Below are 16,303 nucleotides of genomic sequence, written 5' to 3' on the forward strand. Positions count from 1 at the left end.
TGGCCACCTGGTACTGGCACAGCCGCGCGCCAACCCTTCCAGCCATGGCCCCATGCGCCGCCGAAGCAGAGGCAAAAAAAATGGACCCGAAGGTCCATTTTTAGAGGGTATAAAGCCTAGGCTTAGAAGGGCAGATCCATATTGCGCAGATCGCGCTTGGTCTCCACCAACACCAAGGGCTCGTTAGAGAGCTCGACCACAGGCGGACGTTCACGTGGCACATGAACCTGTACAGGCTCAGCGGCAATCGCAGCCTGCACGGCAGCCACACGGTCCGGGTTGCTGCCAACCCATTCCAGGCCGGAGTTCTGCGCCAGCGCCACCAAATCAGCGGTCGGCAAGGAGAACGCTGGCATTGCGGGCAAGGCCTTTTTGCCCACCGCAGCCGGTGCCGCAGCCACTGGCACAACAACCGCTTGCTGCAGCTCCACAGCCACAGGTACCGCCACCGCAACTTCAACGGAAGCAGCTTCTGCTACGGCAGGGGCAGCCACTAGGCTGGCAGCCGGGGCCACTGCACGCTCGACCAGCGATTGGGCCTGTGGCTCTACCGGGTTGGGCACAAAAGCAGTGGGCTCTGCGGATAGGTCACGCGGTACACGGTCCTTGCGGTCACGGCCGTAACGGTCGCGGGAACGCTTCTCGCGGCGCTGCGGCTCCTCGCCCTCTGGACGGGGCTCTTCCGTCTGCGCGGATGCAGATACGGGTGCAATCGTGGCATCGCCTTCTTCTGCCGCCGGCTTGGCGGCAGCGAAGTAGGACGGACGCTCTGGGCGCTCGACCGGCTCGCGGTCCATACGCGACGACTCACGCGGCGCACGGCCAGGACGGCCTGCATCGACTGCAGCTTCTGCCACAGGTGCTTCACCCGCTTCAGCACGCGGTTCCTGGCGTTCACGGCCAGTCTCTTCCCGGTTACCGCGACCGCCACGGCCACGTGGGCCACGCTCACCGCGCTCACCTGCCTGGCGGGGAGCACGGGGCTCCTGGCCGGGCTGCTCGGTAACTACGGCTGCGTCCAGGCTCACGCCTTCTGCTGCTGGCGCCTGGAGCGCCTGCACATCGGCATCGACACGCTCACGCGGGCCTTGGCGCTCACCACGACCACGGCCGCCACGACCACCGCGGGCTGCGCCGTCCGCAGCACCTTCGGTACGCGGGGCTGCATCGCTGCGTTCAGCACGCTCGGCGCCGTTGCGCGGAGCGCGCTCAGTGCGGGCTTCCTGGCCATCACGGCCTTCGCTATTGCGCGGGCCGCGGCCATTACGGCCCTGGCCTTCGCTACGACCTTCAGGAGACTCATCACGGCGGCCGCCACGGCCACCGCGATTTGCGCCTTCGCCACGTGGGCCACGACCTTCACGGCGCTCTTCGGTCTTTGCTGTCACTGGTGCAGGGGCTGGAGCGACGACCACAGGTGCTACCACCGGCGCGGGAGCGGCACCAAACAAGCCCTTCAGCCAACCAAAGAAACCCTTTTCCACAGGCGCTGCCACGGGTGCAGCTACTGGAGCCACAGGGGCAGGCTGGGGCACAACCGCCTTGGGCACGGCCACTGGCGCGGGTGCGTCTGGCAACACGCCCTTGATCACCGGCGTTTGCTTGTTGGTGGGTTCCTGCGAGCGGCGCGTCACCGAGGTGGCGTCATCGATCTCATCGGCCATCTTGTAACTGGCTTCGATGTGGTCCAGACGTGGGTCATCATGCTTCAAGCGTTCCAGCCTGTAGTTCGGTGTTTCCAACGTCTTGTTGGGCACCATCAGCACGTTGATGCGCTGTTTCAGTTCGATCTTGGCGATTTCGGTGCGCTTCTCGTTCAATAGGAACGAAGCTACATCGACGGGCACCTGGCACATCACCGAGGCGGTGTTGTCCTTCAGCGACTCTTCCTGGATGATGCGCAGAATCTGCAATGCCGAGCTTTCGGTGTCGCGGATATGGCCGGAACCGCCACAGCGCGGGCAAGGAATCGAAGCGCCTTCGCTCAGCGCCGGGCGCAGGCGCTGGCGGCTCATTTCCATCAGGCCGAACTTGCTGATGGTGCCGAACTGCACACGCGCGCGGTCCTGGCGCAGCGCATCACGCAGGCGATTTTCCACGTCGCGGCGGTTGCGGCTTTCTTCCATGTCGATAAAGTCGATCACGATCAGGCCGCCCAAATCGCGCAAACGCATCTGGCGCGCCACTTCTTCGGCGGCTTCCAGGTTGGTGCGGGTGGCGGTTTCTTCGATGTCGCCGCCACGGATGGAGCGGGCCGAGTTCACGTCCACCGACACCAGGGCTTCGGTGTGGTCGATCACGATGGCGCCACCGCTTGGCAGTTGCACGGTGCGGGCGTAGGCCGATTCGATCTGGTGTTCGATCTGGAAGCGGCTGAACAGCGGTGCATCGTCACGGTAGCGCTTTACGCGGGCAGCATGCTCGGGCATCACGTGGGCCATGAACTGCTGGGCCTGCTCGTACACGTCGTCGGTATCGATCAGAATGTCGCCGATGTCGTGGTTGAAGTAGTCGCGAATGGCGCGAATCACCAGGCTGGATTCCTGGTAAATCAGGAAAGCGCCCTTGCCGCCCTTGCCTGCGCCGTCAATCGCGGTCCACAGCTTGAGCAGGTAGTTCAAGTCCCATTGCAACTCTGGGGCGCTGCGGCCGATACCGGCGGTACGCGCGATGATGGACATGCCGTTGGGGTATTCCAACTGGTCCATGTTTTCTTTGAGCTCTGCGCGGTCTTCGCCCTCGATACGGCGGCTAACGCCACCGCCACGCGGGTTGTTGGGCATCAGCACCACGTAGCGGCCGGCCAACGACACAAAAGTGGTCAGGGCCGCGCCCTTGTTGCCGCGCTCTTCTTTTTCGACCTGAACCAGCAGCTCCTGGCCTTCGCGGATCACATCACTGATGCGCGCCTGATTGACCGGAACGCCTTGTGTGAAATATTGCTTGGAGATTTCCTTGAAAGGCAGAAAACCGTGGCGATCTTCACCGTAGTCCACAAAGCAGGCTTCCAGCGAAGGCTCGACGCGGGTGACGACGGCCTTGTATATATTGCCCTTGCGCTGCTCGCGCCCTTCGATTTCAATTTCGTAGTCGAGCAGTTTCTGCCCGTCCACAATCGCTAGCCGACGTTCTTCCGACTGCGTTGCATTAATCAGCATCCGTTTCATGGTGCGTTTCCTTTGACTGGACCACAGAGGGTCCAGAACTGTTGTTCAATTCAATATGGCTCAAACCGAGCCTTTGATGCCTGAACAGACGCATGGAAACAAGCGGAATTACCGACATGACTGCACTAGGTAAGCGTTGACTTACAGGGTGACAGAGGGGGCTGGTGGACGAAAGCGAGGGGGAAGATGGGCTGAGAAGCTATTAAATTTATAGCTGGTTGCGCATATTGTGCGTGCGCTACAGGCGATTCCACGCCAAAGGCCGGGGCTATGAGCCACCGCCAGAGGGTTTGAACCATCACCATCAACACAAGAATTCTCGTTTCGATCCGTTGAGCAACCTGCGCCCCAGGCATAAAGCACGGGCACAGGTCGACAAGTTGGGGTATTCCGTATCCGTATTTCCATTGCGTCAGCCCCTCCCAAGACCGCTTGCCGCCACCGGCGCAAGACTCGCACGGGCTGGCGGCAGATCGCCTCGGGTGGCATCGACCTCGCAGCGCTGTCGGTGTTGTGCTCTAAACTGTGGTGAATCAAGCACTTACGACACAACGCTGGTGAAAAATATTATAGGTGCTAACACAGCCCCCCCCATGCTCGAAGTCAAATTCATTACAGTGGACGCAGAAGACGCGGGCCAAAGACTCGACAATTTCCTGGTGCGCCATCTCAAAGGCGTACCTAAAACCCATATTTATCGCATCATCCGCAGCGGTGAAGTGCGGGTCAACAAGGGCCGGGCCGCAGCAGATACGCGGATTGCCGACGGCGACGTTGTGCGATTGCCCCCAACCCGCGTATCCGAACGTGCCGCCGAAAAAGCCCTGGCCATGGAAACCCATGCTCCAGCTCGCGAATTTCCCATCCTGTGGGAAGACGAACATCTGCTAGCTATAGATAAACCTGCCGGCGTGGCCGTGCACGGTGGCAGCGGCGTCAGTTTCGGAGTCATCGAACAACTACGCAAAGCCCGACCCCAAGCCGTCTTTCTGGAACTGGTGCACAGGCTAGACCGGGAAACGTCCGGCATTCTGCTGCTGGCAAAAAAGCGCAGCGCCCTGAAAAACGTGCAGGACCAGTTCCGGGAGCGAGAAACCGGCAAAACCTATTTGGCCCTGGTGATCGGACACTGGCCGAGCAACAAAAAGATACTGGACAAATCTTTACACAAATATCTACTGCCCAACGGTGAACGGCGAGTCAAGGTGGTGGCCAAAGATGACCCGGACGGCATGCGCTCACTGACCTTGGTCAGAGTGGCCCAGCACTTCGACGGATTCAGCCTGCTGGAGGTCACCATCAAAACCGGCCGCACCCACCAGATCCGTGTACACCTGGCCAGCGAGGGGTTCCCGATTGCTGGAGACGACAAATACGGTGATTTCGGCGTCAATAAGAATTTGGCCAAGAAGGGCCTCAAGCGCATGTTCCTGCATGCATGGCGTCTGCAGCTAAAGCATCCTGCCAAGACGGAAAACCTGGCCCTGACAGCGGCACTGCCTGAAGAATTGCAGCAATTCTTGCCCTCACCAGCCGCGCACAGCGGTAGCTGAACCAGTCGGCTACGGCGTTTACATCGGTCGGCAATTCACCGATGATGCGTCCATCTTCCGCTACCTGCTACATTTTGGTCTTATGGCCGCTGTCGAACCGTTCAATAAAGAAGCATCTACCGTAGCACTCCCTGGCTTGGGGAGGGTTTTGATCTCCGCCGGAAAGTTGGCACAAAAGGCGGCAGAAGACATATTCCGCAAGGCCCAAGCCAACCGCAACAGCTTTATCGCCGAGTTAATGGCGGCAGGCGCAGTATCACCCTCGGACTTGGCACACACCATGTCTACCGCATTTGCTGCGCCCTTGCTGGACATGGATGCAGTAGACCGCGACAGGCTGCCCAAGGACCTGCTAGACGCCAAGATCTGTCAAGCCTACCGTGTGGTGGTACTGAGCAAGCGCAACAACCGCCTGATCGTGGCAACGGCCGACCCATCCGACCAGGAAGCCGCAGAAAAAATCAAATTCTCCACCCAGCTCGGGGTGGACTGGATCATTGCCGAGTACGACAAGCTGTCGCGCCTGGTGGAAGCCAACTCCATGACAGCCAGCGAGGCGATGGACTCCATCATCGGCAACGATTTTGACTTTGACGATACCGCCATGGGACCGGCAGTTGAAGCAGCCGAAATCAACACATCGGATGTGGAAGATGCGCCGGTGGTGAAGTTTTTGCACAAGATGCTGCTGGATGCCTTTGGCATGCGCGCATCCGACCTGCACTTCGAGCCCTATGAACACAACTACCGCGTCCGCTTCCGCATCGACGGTGAACTGCGTGAAATTGCGTCGCCGCCAGTCGCCATCAAGGACAAGCTGGCCTCCCGCATCAAGGTGATCTCCCGGCTGGACATCTCTGAAAAACGGGTGCCGCAAGATGGCAAGATGAAACTCAAGGTCGGCCCCGACCGCGTGATTGACTTCCGTGTCAGCACACTGCCTACGCTGTTCGGCGAAAAGATCGTGATCCGGATTCTGGACCCAAGCAGCGCCAAACTAGGCATTGATGCCTTGGGCTATGAGCCGGAAGAAAAAGAGCGTGTGCTGACTGCAATCGGCCGCCCTTATGGCATGGTGCTGGTGACCGGGCCTACAGGCTCGGGCAAGACCGTGTCGCTCTATACATTTTTGAATCTGCTCAACAAGCCGGGCGTAAATATCGCCACCGCGGAAGACCCCTCGGAAATCAACCTGCCCGGAGTGAACCAGGTCAACGTAAATGACAAGGCAGGCCTCACCTTCGCCGTGGCACTGAAGTCCTTTCTGCGCCAGGATCCAGACATCATCATGGTCGGCGAAATCCGGGACTTGGAAACGGCCGACATCTCCATCAAGGCCGCACAAACCGGCCACTTGGTGCTGTCCACCTTGCACACCAACGACGCCCCCACCACCCTGACGCGTATGCGCAACATGGGCATTGCGCCGTTCAATATTGCGTCCAGCGTGATTCTGATCACTGCGCAGCGCCTGGCCCGCCGCCTGTGCGTAAACTGCAAGGCAGTGATCGACATTCCACGTAAAACAATGCTGGAATCGGGTTTTGAGGAGCACGAACTAGATGGCTCCTGGAAACCTTACGGACCTGTAGGCTGCAATGCCTGCAACAACGGCTACAAGGGCCGCGTTGGCATCTACCAGGTCATGCCGATTTCAGACGAAATTCAGCGCATTATTCTTCGTGACGGCAGTGCCATGGATATAGCAGAGCAAGCCAAGGCAGAAGGCGTCCGCTCGCTGCGTCAGGCAGGACTGTATAAAGTTAAGCTCGGACTGACTTCCTTGGAAGAAGTGCTCGCCGTGAGCAATGAGTAGACCCATAAGACCCACCTAGAGGCCCAAGACATTCCATGGCAACTGCATCGCCCAGAGACGTAAAGGAGTTTGTCTTCGAATGGGAAGGCAAAGACCGCAACGGAAAACAAGTCCGTGGCGAAACACGCGCCGCGGGTGAAAACCAGGTGCAGGCATCCTTGCGGCGCCAAGGTGTTTTCCCGACCAAGATCAAAAAGCGCAAGATGCGGTCGGGCAAGTCCATCAAGCCCAAAGATATTGCGATCTTCACGCGACAGCTAGCGACCATGATGAAGGCCGGCGTGCCGCTGCTACAGGCCTTTGACATCGTAGGTCGTGGCAACGCGAACGCCAGCGTCACCAAACTACTGAACGATGTGCGCATGGACGTGGAAACCGGTAGCTCTCTGAGTGCCGCGTTTCGCAAGTTTCCCATGTACTTTGACAGCCTGTACTGCAACCTGGTGGAAGCAGGTGAAGCCGCTGGTATTTTGGAATCCTTGCTGGACCGGCTGGCGGTCTACATGGAAAAGACCGAGGCCATCAAGTCCAAAATCAAATCCGCTCTGATGTACCCCGCATCGGTGGTGGTGGTGGCATTTGTGGTGGTGGCGGTGATCATGATATTTGTGATCCCCGCATTCAAGGAGGTCTTCAGCAGCTTTGGCGCCAATCTGCCTGCGCCGACCTTGTTCGTGATCGCCATGAGCGAATTTTTCGTCAAGTATTGGTGGCTGATATTCGGTGGCATTGGCGGCGGCGGTTACTTTTTCATGCAGGCGTGGCGTCGCAACGAAAAAATGCAACATTTCATGGACCGCGTTTTGTTACGGGTTCCAGTGTTCGGCGCTCTGATTGAGAAGTCCTGCATTGCGCGCTGGACACGCACCCTATCCACCATGTTCGCAGCAGGCGTACCTTTGGTGGAGGCGCTGGACTCTGTGGGTGGCGCATCTGGCAACTCGGTATTTGAAATCGCCACCGGCAAAATCCAGCAGGAAGTCTCTACCGGCACCAGTCTGACGGTGGCCATGACGAATGCACACATCTTCCCGTCCATGGTGCTGCAAATGTGCTCAATTGGCGAAGAGTCCGGCTCCATCGACCATATGCTGGGTAAGGCTGCAGACTTTTATGAAGCCGAGGTGGACGACATGGTCGCCGGTCTTTCCAGCCTGATGGAGCCCATCATCATCGTGTTCCTGGGTACCTTGATTGGCGGCATTGTGGTGTCCATGTACCTGCCTATCTTCAAGCTGGGCCAAGTCGTTTAATGCCGGAATTTCAAACCATGGTCGCCTTGATCGGTGGCATTCTGGGCTTGTTACTGGGTAGTTTTCTGAATGTGGTGGTGCACCGCCTGCCCAAGATGATGGAGCAGAGCTGGGCGCAAGAATACGCCGACATGCAGGGCCAGGAGCCGCCCGCGGCAGAACCTCTGAACTTACTGGTTCCCCGTTCGCGCTGCCCGCACTGCGCGCACAAGATACGCTGGTTTGAAAATGTGCCGGTACTCAGCTATGCATGCCTGCGCGGCCGCTGCTCCGCCTGCAAAGCGCCGATCAGCCCTCGCTACCCCCTGGTGGAAATGGCTAGCAGCGGTCTTTTCTTTTTCTGCTTCTGGCATTGGGGGGCCTCCGTCACGGGGCTAGCATGGAGCGGTTTTGCCGCAGCTTTGTTGACGCTGGCACTGATCGACTGGGACACCACGCTTTTGCCCGACAGCATCACCCTGCCCCTGGTCTGGGCCGGCTTGATTGCGTCGTCTCTGCATTGGACGTCCGTGCCCATGTTCGCTTCGCTATGGGGAGCCGTAGCCGGCTACTTGTCCCTCTGGAGCATCTACTGGATCTTCAAGCTACTGACAGGCAAGGAAGGCATGGGCTATGGGGACTTCAAGCTGTTCGCTGCGCTAGGCGCCTGGTTTGGCTGGGAGGCACTGGTGCCCATGGTTCTGATGGCCTCGGCAATCGGTGCAGTGATTGGCATTGCCATGAAATTCAGTACCGGTCTGCGCGAAGGTGGCTACATACCTTTCGGACCATTTCTGGCCGGCGCCGGCTTGACCGCCATGGTCTTCGGGCCCGAAGCCATTTTGCATTTTGTCGGCTTGTAGAACTGTGCGAAGTGGCCTTCGACTAGGCCTCACAGGAGGCATAGGCAGCGGTAAAAGTACGGTGGCACACATGCTGCAAGCACGTGGAGCCGCGCTGATCGATGCCGATGCCATCGCCCGCGCCAGCACGGCACCTGAAGGCGCAGCCATTCCAGCCATACGCACGCGTTTTGGCGCGGAATTTCTGACCTCCACCGGCGCACTGGACCGCAACAAGATGCGCACCCTGGCCTTCTCCGATGCGAGCGCCAAACACGCGCTGGAAGCCATCATCCACCCCCTCGTAGCCAAGGAAATTGAAATTCAATTTCAAGCCGCACAGGCTGCTGGTATAAGCTGCGTGGTATTCGATATCCCCTTGCTGGCGGAATCTGGCCACTGGCGAGGCAAGCTGGACCACATTCTCGTCATCGACTGCCTGGTCAGCACCCAAATCGCCCGCACCGTAGCCCGCAGTCAATTGTCCGAAGAAGCCGTGCGGCAGATCATCCGAACCCAGGCCAGCCGTGAACAGCGCCTGGCGCTGGCCGACACGGTGATCTACAACGAAGGTCTATCGCTAGACCAGTTACGCCAGCAGGTTGAACAAATCGCCCCATACTTCGGGCTATGATGCCGCCACAGGAAAATCTGCGTGATTCTTTACGAATATCCCTTTAACGAACGTATACGCACCTATCTGCGGCTGGAACATCTCTTCCGGCGGCTGGGGGAACTGGTGCCCCGCGCCCACGCGCTAGACCACCATTACGCGCTGACCACGATTTTCGAGATCATGGACGTAGCCGCACGCGCCGACCTCAAATCGGATGTGATGCGGGATCTGGAAAAGCAAAAAAACATACTGAATGGCTACCGTGGCAACCCATCCATCGCAGAAGACGTATTGGACGAAGTCATAGGCCAGCTCGACACCTGCTACACCGCACTGCATGAGCAACCCGGTAAAGCCGGCCACAGCCTAACGGAAAACGACTGGCTGATGGGCTTGCGCAGCCGGGTCAGCATCCCAGGCGGTACCTGTGGCTTCGATCTGCCGGCGTATTACGCGTGGCAGCACCAGCCTGCCGACGTGCGCCGTCAAGCGATTGAGAAATGGGCACAAACCCTGGCACCGCTAGCCGAGTCCATCCACCATTTGCTAAAAATGCTGCGTGACTCCGGTGCGCCGCAAAAAGTCATCGCAATCGGCGGACAATTTCAGCAAAACCTGCCCCAGGGCCGCACCTACCAGCTGCTACGTCTGCGCATAGACCCCGCGCTGGGCTTGATTCCCGAAATCAGCGGCAACCGACTGATGGTTTCGGTACGCTTGATGCGCCACGAGGCTGACGACCATCTGCACCCCTGCAGCGATGATGCCTCGTTTGAACTCACCCTCTGCGCCTGAGCATGACTGATACCGCTCCCCCACTGCCGAAAAAATGGGTTGTCTGCCCTACCTGCAAGGGTAAAAGCCTGTACGCCGCCAGCAATGCCTACCGTCCGTTTTGTAGCGAGCGCTGCAAAAACGTTGACTTTGGTGCCTGGGCCAGTGCCAGCTTCAGCCTGCCTGCCGAAGCACCACCGGACGACCTCGTCTTTGGTGACGCCCGCCTGCAATAAATTTATAAAAATACGGCTCTAGCGCAGATTTTGCCTGCGCACTAAGCTACAGAATGTGTAGCACCAAGGAAATCCCGCTCCTGTGCCAACCAAGCCAGCACCGGCACGGTACCTGGTAGTACCGGCATCACCTGCAAAGGCAGCAGCTGCCAGGCATGACTTTGGCCTTCGCGCATTTCCAGCCCCCCCGTCCAGTCAAACACCTTGCAAAAGTGCAAACGCACCAAGGCGTGCGGGTAGTCCACCAGCTCCACCTTCCAGGGCTGCGCAGCGCCTATGGTGATGCCCAGCTCTTCCTGCAGCTCCCGACGCAATGCCTGCTCCACCGTCTCGCCCTGCTCCAGCTTGCCACCCGGAAACTCCCAGTAACCGGCGTACACCTTGCCCGCCGGCCGGGATGTCACCAGAAAGTGGCCGTCCGGCTGCACCAGTACACCCACGGCCACCTCTACGATGGCGCGTTCAGGACCGCCTTCACGCGGACGGTCTGCATCGGCTACCAGCGGCTGCCCGCTCATGCCGCACGCATATGCTGGCCCGCGTAGTCACGCGCGAACTGGTAGGCCACACGCCCGCTGCGGGAGCCACGCTCCAACGCCCACACCAGGGAGGCTGGGCGTGCTGCGGCAATCGCCTCGGCATCCACGCCGAAAGACTGCAGCCACTGGGCCACAATGGCCAGATACTCGTCTTGCGAGAACGGATAAAAGCTAACCCACAGTCCAAAGCGCTCGGACAAGGAAATCTTTTCCTCCACCACTTCACCCGGATGCACCTCGCCATCTTCGGTATGCGTGTAGCTGAGGTTTTCCTTCATGTACTCCGGCAGCAGATGGCGACGGTTGCTGGTGGCATAGATCAGCACATTGGGACTGGCCGCGGCCACCGAGCCATCCAGAATCGACTTCAAGGCCTTGTAACCGGCTTCACCCTCTTCAAAGCTCAAGTCGTCGCAGAACACAATGAATTTCTCAGGCCTGTCGGCCACCACATCGACGATGTCCGGCAAATCCACCAGATCAGCCTTGTCGACCTCAATCAAGCGCAGACCGCGTGGCGCGTAAGTAGTCAGGCAGGCCTTGATCAACGAAGACTTGCCTGTGCCGCGCGCACCCGTCAACAGCACATTGTTGGCGGGCTTGCCGTCTACAAACTGCAGGGTGTTGCGCTGGATTTTTTCCTTCTGGACGTCGATTTCCTTCAGGTCGGCCAGCGCCATGCTGCCAATATGGCGCACCGGCTCCAGCACGCCGTGGCCCGAGCCCCGGCGGCGGTAGCGGAAGGCAATAGCCGCATTCCAATCCGGTGCCTGCACCGGCTGGGGCAGGATGGACTCTACGCGCTGCAGCAGCTGCTCGGCACGCTCGATCAGGCGCTCAAATTTCTCGTTCATGAACGGTAGTCGGCGTTGATGGACACATATTCGTGGCTGAAATCGCAGGTCCACACGGTGTCGGCGGCCGTACCGCGGCCCAGCCCTACGCGCACAGTAATTTCGCTCTGCTTCATTACGCGCTGGCCGTCTTCTTCGCGGTATGTGGGGTTGCGCCCACCATTGACCACTACGTGTACGTCATCCAGAAACAGGTCAATACCGGTCTGGTCCAGATCGGTGATACCTGCGTAGCCCACCGCTGCCAAGATACGGCCCAGGTTGGGGTCGCTGGCAAAAAATGCGGTCTTGACCAAGGGCGAATGGGCGATCGCATACGCTGCCAGGCGGCATTCTTCGGACGTCTTGCCGCCTTCAACACGCACCGTGATGAACTTGGTCGCACCCTCGCCATCGCGAACAATGGCCTGGGCCAGCTTCTGGGCCACCGACAGCATCGCGGCTTTCAAAGCCTGGCCGTCGGCACTGTCCAGCGCAGTGATTTGCGCATGGGCCGCCTTGTGGGTGGCGATGACGACAAACGAGTCGTTGGTCGAGGTGTCGCCATCGATGGTGATGCGGTTGAACGAGGCATCCGCCAAGTCTTTGCCCAGTTGCGCTAGTAACGACGGGTGCACATTCGCATCCGTGGCCATGAAGCCGAGCATGGTGGCCATGTTTGGACGGATCATGCCCGCCCCCTTGCTGATACCCGTCACCGTCACGGTGGCGCCACCCAGCTGTACCTGGGTGCTGAAGGCCTTGGGTAGCGTGTCGGTGGTCATGATGGCCTCTGCAGCGCGGCCCCAGTTGTCCGCACGGACATCGGCCAAAGCAGCTGGCAAACCGGCCTTGATACGGTCATGTGGCAGCGACTCCATGATCACGCCGGTGGAGAACGGCAGGATCTGCTCAGGCGCCAGGTCCAGGTACTGGGCCAGCGCAATGCAGGTGGACTTGGCACGCATCAAACCATCCTCGCCAGTGCCGGCATTGGCATTGCCGGTATTCACCAGAATCGCACGGATACCCAGGCCAGCAGCCAGATGCTCGCGGCAAATCTGAACCGGTGCGGCACAGAAGCGGTTTTGCGTGAACACACCAGACACTGAAGCGCCTTCATCCAACTGCACCACCAGAACGTCTTTCCGGTTGGGTTTACGCACACCAGCCTCGGCAATTCCCAGCAACACGCCCGGCACAGGATGTAGATCAGCGGGATTGGGAGCAGACAGATTCACGGGCATAACAGTCTTTCAAAATAGAGTTGCACGCGGGGACAGGTCATGAAAAAACGGGCCGCAGCCCGTCATCCAGCTGGTTGGCAGTTATACCAACTTGCCGTGGCACAGCTTGTAGCGCTTGCCGCTACCGCAGGGGCAGGGGTCGTTGCGCCCCACACGAGGCACCTCGGCAGCAGCTTGGGTATTGGCATCCACGCGGGTTTCCACCTCGCCGGTCTCGGTCGGTGCGGTGTAGGTCACGTTGGCAATGCTTTCGGCCCGGTTTTCCATGGCCTCGGCCGCTTCGCCAAGTTGCTCGCTGGACTGGACCTTGACCGTCATCAGAACCTTGGTCACATCGTTTTTCACGGTGTCCAGCAACTGGCCAAACAACTCGAAGGCTTCGCGCTTGTATTCCTGCTTGGGCTGCTTTTGCGCGTAGCCGCGCAAATGGATGCCCTGGCGCAGATAATCCAGCGAGCTCAGGTGCTCACGCCAATGGGTATCTATGCTTTGCAGCAGCACCATGCGCTCGAACTGGGTAAAGTTATCACCGCCCACCTGCTCCACCTTGACCTGGAAGGAGGCGTTCGCTACGTCCAGCACCTTCTGCACAATATCTTCGTCTGTGATGGCACTGGCAGCCTGCACATAAGCGGCCAAAGGCAAGTCCAGCTGCCATTCATCCAGCAAGGCTTTTTCCAGGCCAGGGATATCCCATTGCTCTTCCACCGATTCGGCCGGAACGAATTGGCGCACCAGATCCATTACGCTGCCCTCGCGCAAAGATTCGATCTGCGCCGTCAAATCCGCAGCGTCCAGAATCTCGTTGCGCTGTTGGTAGATGACCTTGCGTTGGTCGTTGGAAACGTCGTCGTACTCCAGCAGTTGCTTGCGCACATCAAAGTTGCGTGCTTCCACCTTGCGCTGGGCGCTTTCAATGCTGCGGGTCACAATGCCGGCTTCAATGGCTTCGCCATCAGGCATCTTGAGACGGTCCATGATGGACTTGACTCGGTCGCCCGCGAAGATCCGCATCAGCGGATCGTCCAGGCTCAGGTAAAAACGCGACGAACCTGGGTCACCCTGGCGACCCGAGCGGCCACGCAACTGGTTGTCGATTCGGCGCGATTCATGGCGTTCTGTAGCAATGATGCGCAGACCACCGAGAGCCTTGACGGCTTCGTGGTCCTGCACCCATTGGGCACGCACGCGTTCACTTTCCGCCTGCCTGGTAGCTTCGTCCAGGTCCGGGTTGGCATGGATAGGTTCCAACGCCTTCTCTAGGTTGCCGCCCAGCACAATGTCTGTGCCGCGCCCCGCCATATTGGTGGCGATGGTGATCATCTTGGCACGTCCAGCCTGGGCCACGATATCGGCCTCGCGCGCATGCTGCTTGGCGTTTAGCACCTGGTGCGGCAAACCGGCCTCGTTCAACAAGCGGTCGATGATCTCCGAGTTTTCGATCGAGGTCGTACCGACCAGTACGGGCTGGCCACGCTCATGGCACTCACGGATATCCTTGATGGCAGCTTCGTATTTTTCGCGCGTCGTCTTGTAGACGCGGTCCAATTGGTCTTCACGGCGGCTCACACGGTTAGGAGGAATCACCACGGTTTCCAGACCGTAAATTTCCTGGAACTCGTACGCCTCAGTATCCGCCGTGCCAGTCATGCCCGACAGCTTGCCGTACAGGCGGAAGTAGTTTTGGAAAGTGATGGATGCCAGCGTTTGGTTTTCTGCCTGGATGGATACGCCCTCTTTGGCTTCCACAGCCTGGTGCAGGCCTTCACTCCAGCGGCGACCCGACATCAAACGCCCGGTGAACTCGTCCACGATGACGATTTCGCCGTCCTGTACCACATAGTGCTGATCGCGGTGATACAGGTGGTTGGCCCGCAACGCCGCATAGACATGGTGCATCAGGGTGATATTGGCTGGGTCATACAAGGAGGCCCCCGGCGCCAATAGACCTTGCTCCGCCAGGATGCGTTCGGCATTTTCATGACCGTCTTCGGTCAGAAATACCTGGTGGGATTTTTCGTCGATCGTGAAATCGCCCGGCTTGGTAACACCTTCACCGGTACGCGGATCCGCCTCACCCTCTTGGCGCGTAAGGAAGGGAATCACCTTGTTGATGGCAATGTAGGTTGCCGTGTGGTCTTCTGCTTGGCCACTAATGATCAGCGGGGTACGTGCTTCATCGATCAGGATCGAGTCCACCTCATCGACTATGGCGTAGTTCAAGCCGCGCTGCACACGGTCACGGACTTCGTACACCATGTTGTCACGCAGGTAATCGAAGCCGTACTCGTTATTGGTACCGTAGGTAATATCTGCTGCGTAGGCAGCCTGCTTTTCCTCGCGCGGCATGTTCGGCAGATTGACGCCGACTGTAAGGCCCAGAAAGTTGTACAGGCGCTCCATCCAGCGCGCATCACGGTTCGCCAGGTAGTCATTGACCGTGACCACGTGCACACCCTTACCCGAAAGTGCATTCAGATACACCGGCAACGTGGCGGTCAAGGTCTTGCCTTCACCGGTACGCATTTCTGAGATCTTGCCGTTGTGCAACGACATTCCGCCCAGCATCTGCACATCAAAATGGCGCATCTTCATGACCCGCTTGGAGCCTTCCCGGACCACCGCAAACGCCTCCGGCAGAATGGCATCCAGCGACTCACCGCCCGCGACCCGCTGCTTGAACGCTAGCGTTTTCTCCCGCAATGCATCATCTGACAGTTTTTCAAACTGTGACTCCAACGCATTGATACCCTCAAGCGTCTTGCGGTACTGTTTCAGCAGGCGTTGATTACGGCTGCCGAAAATTTTTGTCAGGAAATTGGTGGTCATGAATGCGAGACCGACACAACCACGGTAGCCGCGGTGTGGCGATCGAAATCCCTAAAGTATCTTGGAGTCAGTTGAGGCTTTGGAGAAAGAAGTCAACCCATGGTTTGCAGAACTTGCGATCCACAACCGACGGATTTTAACCATCTGCCGGTAGCCAGATAAAAGCCGGCTATTGCAGCCCGGCATTTGCATCGCCGCAGATAATCGGAGCTTCCATGCGTAAAAGTAACCACTACGTCACGCTGCAGCAGGCGGCCTCAGCTTCTCCCACACTGGCCCGTTTGACCGCGCTGGCAAAAGATTCGAACGAGCGTTTAAAAGCCATCAAGGGGCTCATGCCCGAAGCACTGTGGTCAACCATTCAAGCTGGGCCAATCGATGGCAGCAGTTGGTGCCTACTAGTGAACAACAATGCCGTTTCGGCAAAGCTGAGGCAGCTGTCCCCCGCTCTACTGGCGCATTTACGAACCAAGGGGTGGGATGTGACTACCATCCGCCTCAAGGTAAAAATGAAGACGGATGTTTGAGATATGGTGCCGATTGTCGGAATCGAACTGACGACCTACCGCTTACAAGGCGGTTGCTCTACCAACTGAGCTAAATCGGCAACTTTTCTATT

The 16,303-nt window shown here is 58.7% G+C and carries 13 protein-coding genes and 1 tRNA gene; 8 read left to right on the forward strand and 6 right to left on the reverse strand.

Annotation, left to right across the window (positions count from 1 at the left end; genetic code table 11):
* Positions 1 to 122: 122 nt before the first annotated feature.
* A complete protein-coding gene (locus AC07VY_RS10825; RefSeq protein WP_495097494.1) occupies positions 123 to 3,167 on the reverse strand; it encodes an Rne/Rng family ribonuclease in 3,045 nt (1,014 codons plus the stop codon).
* 557 nt (positions 3,168 to 3,724) lie between these two features.
* Here AC07VY_RS10825 and AC07VY_RS10830 point away from each other — a divergent pair.
* From AC07VY_RS10830 to AC07VY_RS10860, 7 genes are all read left to right on the forward strand, one after another.
* On the forward strand, positions 3,725 to 4,720 hold the full coding sequence (locus tag AC07VY_RS10830) for an RluA family pseudouridine synthase (RefSeq protein WP_495097548.1): 996 nt from the start codon (positions 3,725 to 3,727) through the stop codon (positions 4,718 to 4,720).
* Between the two features lie 82 nt (positions 4,721 to 4,802).
* A complete protein-coding gene (pilB, locus tag AC07VY_RS10835; RefSeq protein WP_495097493.1) occupies positions 4,803 to 6,536 on the forward strand; it encodes a type IV-A pilus assembly ATPase PilB in 1,734 nt (577 codons plus the stop codon).
* 35 nt (positions 6,537 to 6,571) lie between these two features.
* Positions 6,572 to 7,789: a type II secretion system F family protein gene (locus AC07VY_RS10840; protein ID WP_495097492.1), complete on the forward strand. Its 1,218-nt coding sequence runs from the start codon at positions 6,572 to 6,574 to the stop codon at positions 7,787 to 7,789.
* A gap of 17 nt (positions 7,790 to 7,806) precedes the next feature.
* Positions 7,807 to 8,631, forward strand: coding sequence for a prepilin peptidase (locus tag AC07VY_RS10845; RefSeq protein ID WP_495097491.1), 825 nt, complete (start codon positions 7,807 to 7,809; stop codon positions 8,629 to 8,631).
* A gap of 4 nt (positions 8,632 to 8,635) precedes the next feature.
* Complete coding sequence (gene coaE / locus AC07VY_RS10850) at positions 8,636 to 9,244, forward strand: dephospho-CoA kinase (protein WP_495097490.1); 609 nt, start codon at positions 8,636 to 8,638, stop codon at positions 9,242 to 9,244.
* Between the two features lie 21 nt (positions 9,245 to 9,265).
* Positions 9,266 to 10,021, forward strand: coding sequence for a cell division protein ZapD (gene zapD / locus AC07VY_RS10855; RefSeq protein ID WP_495075369.1), 756 nt, complete (start codon positions 9,266 to 9,268; stop codon positions 10,019 to 10,021).
* Positions 10,022 to 10,023: 2 nt separating this feature from the next.
* On the forward strand, positions 10,024 to 10,236 hold the full coding sequence (locus AC07VY_RS10860) for a DNA gyrase inhibitor YacG (protein WP_495097489.1): 213 nt from the start codon (positions 10,024 to 10,026) through the stop codon (positions 10,234 to 10,236).
* A 41-nt stretch (positions 10,237 to 10,277) separates the two neighbouring features.
* On the opposite strand, the gene AC07VY_RS10865 is transcribed toward AC07VY_RS10860, so the two are convergent.
* The 4 genes from AC07VY_RS10865 to secA form a co-directional block, all read right to left on the reverse strand.
* Positions 10,278 to 10,754 (reverse strand): NUDIX domain-containing protein, encoded by a 477-nt coding sequence (locus AC07VY_RS10865; protein WP_495097488.1) that lies wholly within the window; start codon positions 10,752 to 10,754, stop codon positions 10,278 to 10,280.
* Positions 10,751 to 11,629, reverse strand: a complete 879-nt coding sequence (locus AC07VY_RS10870) for an ATP-binding protein (protein WP_495097487.1) — start codon at positions 11,627 to 11,629, stop codon at positions 10,751 to 10,753. The genes AC07VY_RS10865 and AC07VY_RS10870 overlap by 4 nt, the downstream gene beginning before the upstream one ends.
* Positions 11,626 to 12,855, reverse strand: coding sequence for a bifunctional glutamate N-acetyltransferase/amino-acid acetyltransferase ArgJ (argJ, locus tag AC07VY_RS10875; protein WP_495097486.1), 1,230 nt, complete (start codon positions 12,853 to 12,855; stop codon positions 11,626 to 11,628). Before argJ ends, AC07VY_RS10870 begins: the two co-directional genes overlap by 4 nt.
* 81 nt (positions 12,856 to 12,936) lie before the next feature.
* The gene (gene secA / locus AC07VY_RS10880) at positions 12,937 to 15,684 is read right to left on the reverse strand and encodes a preprotein translocase subunit SecA (protein ID WP_495097485.1); all 2,748 of its coding nucleotides are present in this window, start codon (positions 15,682 to 15,684) and stop codon (positions 12,937 to 12,939) included.
* Positions 15,685 to 15,899: 215 nt separating this feature from the next.
* On the opposite strand from secA, the gene AC07VY_RS10885 reads away from it, so the two are divergent.
* Positions 15,900 to 16,211 (forward strand): hypothetical protein, encoded by a 312-nt coding sequence (locus AC07VY_RS10885; protein ID WP_495075363.1) that lies wholly within the window; start codon positions 15,900 to 15,902, stop codon positions 16,209 to 16,211.
* A 4-nt stretch (positions 16,212 to 16,215) separates the two neighbouring features.
* Here the strand turns inward: AC07VY_RS10885 and AC07VY_RS10890 are convergent.
* Positions 16,216 to 16,291 (reverse strand) — tRNA-Thr (locus AC07VY_RS10890).
* Positions 16,292 to 16,303: the final 12 nt, after the last annotated feature.

It is taken from the genome of Rhodoferax sp. GW821-FHT02C08, from assembly GCF_059421805.1.

Bases quoted from the DNA above. Each gene is read 5' to 3' on its own strand.
- argJ (WP_495097486.1), bottom strand. From the start codon at position 12,855: ATGCCCGTGAATCTGTCTGCTCCCAATCCCGCTGATCTACATCCTGTG.
- AC07VY_RS10865 (WP_495097488.1), bottom strand. From the start codon at position 10,754: ATGAGCGGGCAGCCGCTGGTAGCCGATGCAGACCGTCCGCGTGAAGGC.
- pilB (WP_495097493.1), top strand. From the start codon at position 4,803: ATGGCCGCTGTCGAACCGTTCAATAAAGAAGCATCTACCGTAGCACTC.
- AC07VY_RS10885 (WP_495075363.1), top strand. From the start codon at position 15,900: ATGCGTAAAAGTAACCACTACGTCACGCTGCAGCAGGCGGCCTCAGCT.
- AC07VY_RS10845 (WP_495097491.1), top strand. From the start codon at position 7,807: ATGGTCGCCTTGATCGGTGGCATTCTGGGCTTGTTACTGGGTAGTTTT.
- AC07VY_RS10840 (WP_495097492.1), top strand. From the start codon at position 6,572: ATGGCAACTGCATCGCCCAGAGACGTAAAGGAGTTTGTCTTCGAATGG.
- AC07VY_RS10825 (WP_495097494.1), bottom strand. From the start codon at position 3,167: ATGAAACGGATGCTGATTAATGCAACGCAGTCGGAAGAACGTCGGCTA.
- secA (WP_495097485.1), bottom strand. From the start codon at position 15,684: ATGACCACCAATTTCCTGACAAAAATTTTCGGCAGCCGTAATCAACGC.
- AC07VY_RS10870 (WP_495097487.1), bottom strand. From the start codon at position 11,629: ATGAACGAGAAATTTGAGCGCCTGATCGAGCGTGCCGAGCAGCTGCTG.
- AC07VY_RS10860 (WP_495097489.1), top strand. From the start codon at position 10,024: ATGACTGATACCGCTCCCCCACTGCCGAAAAAATGGGTTGTCTGCCCT.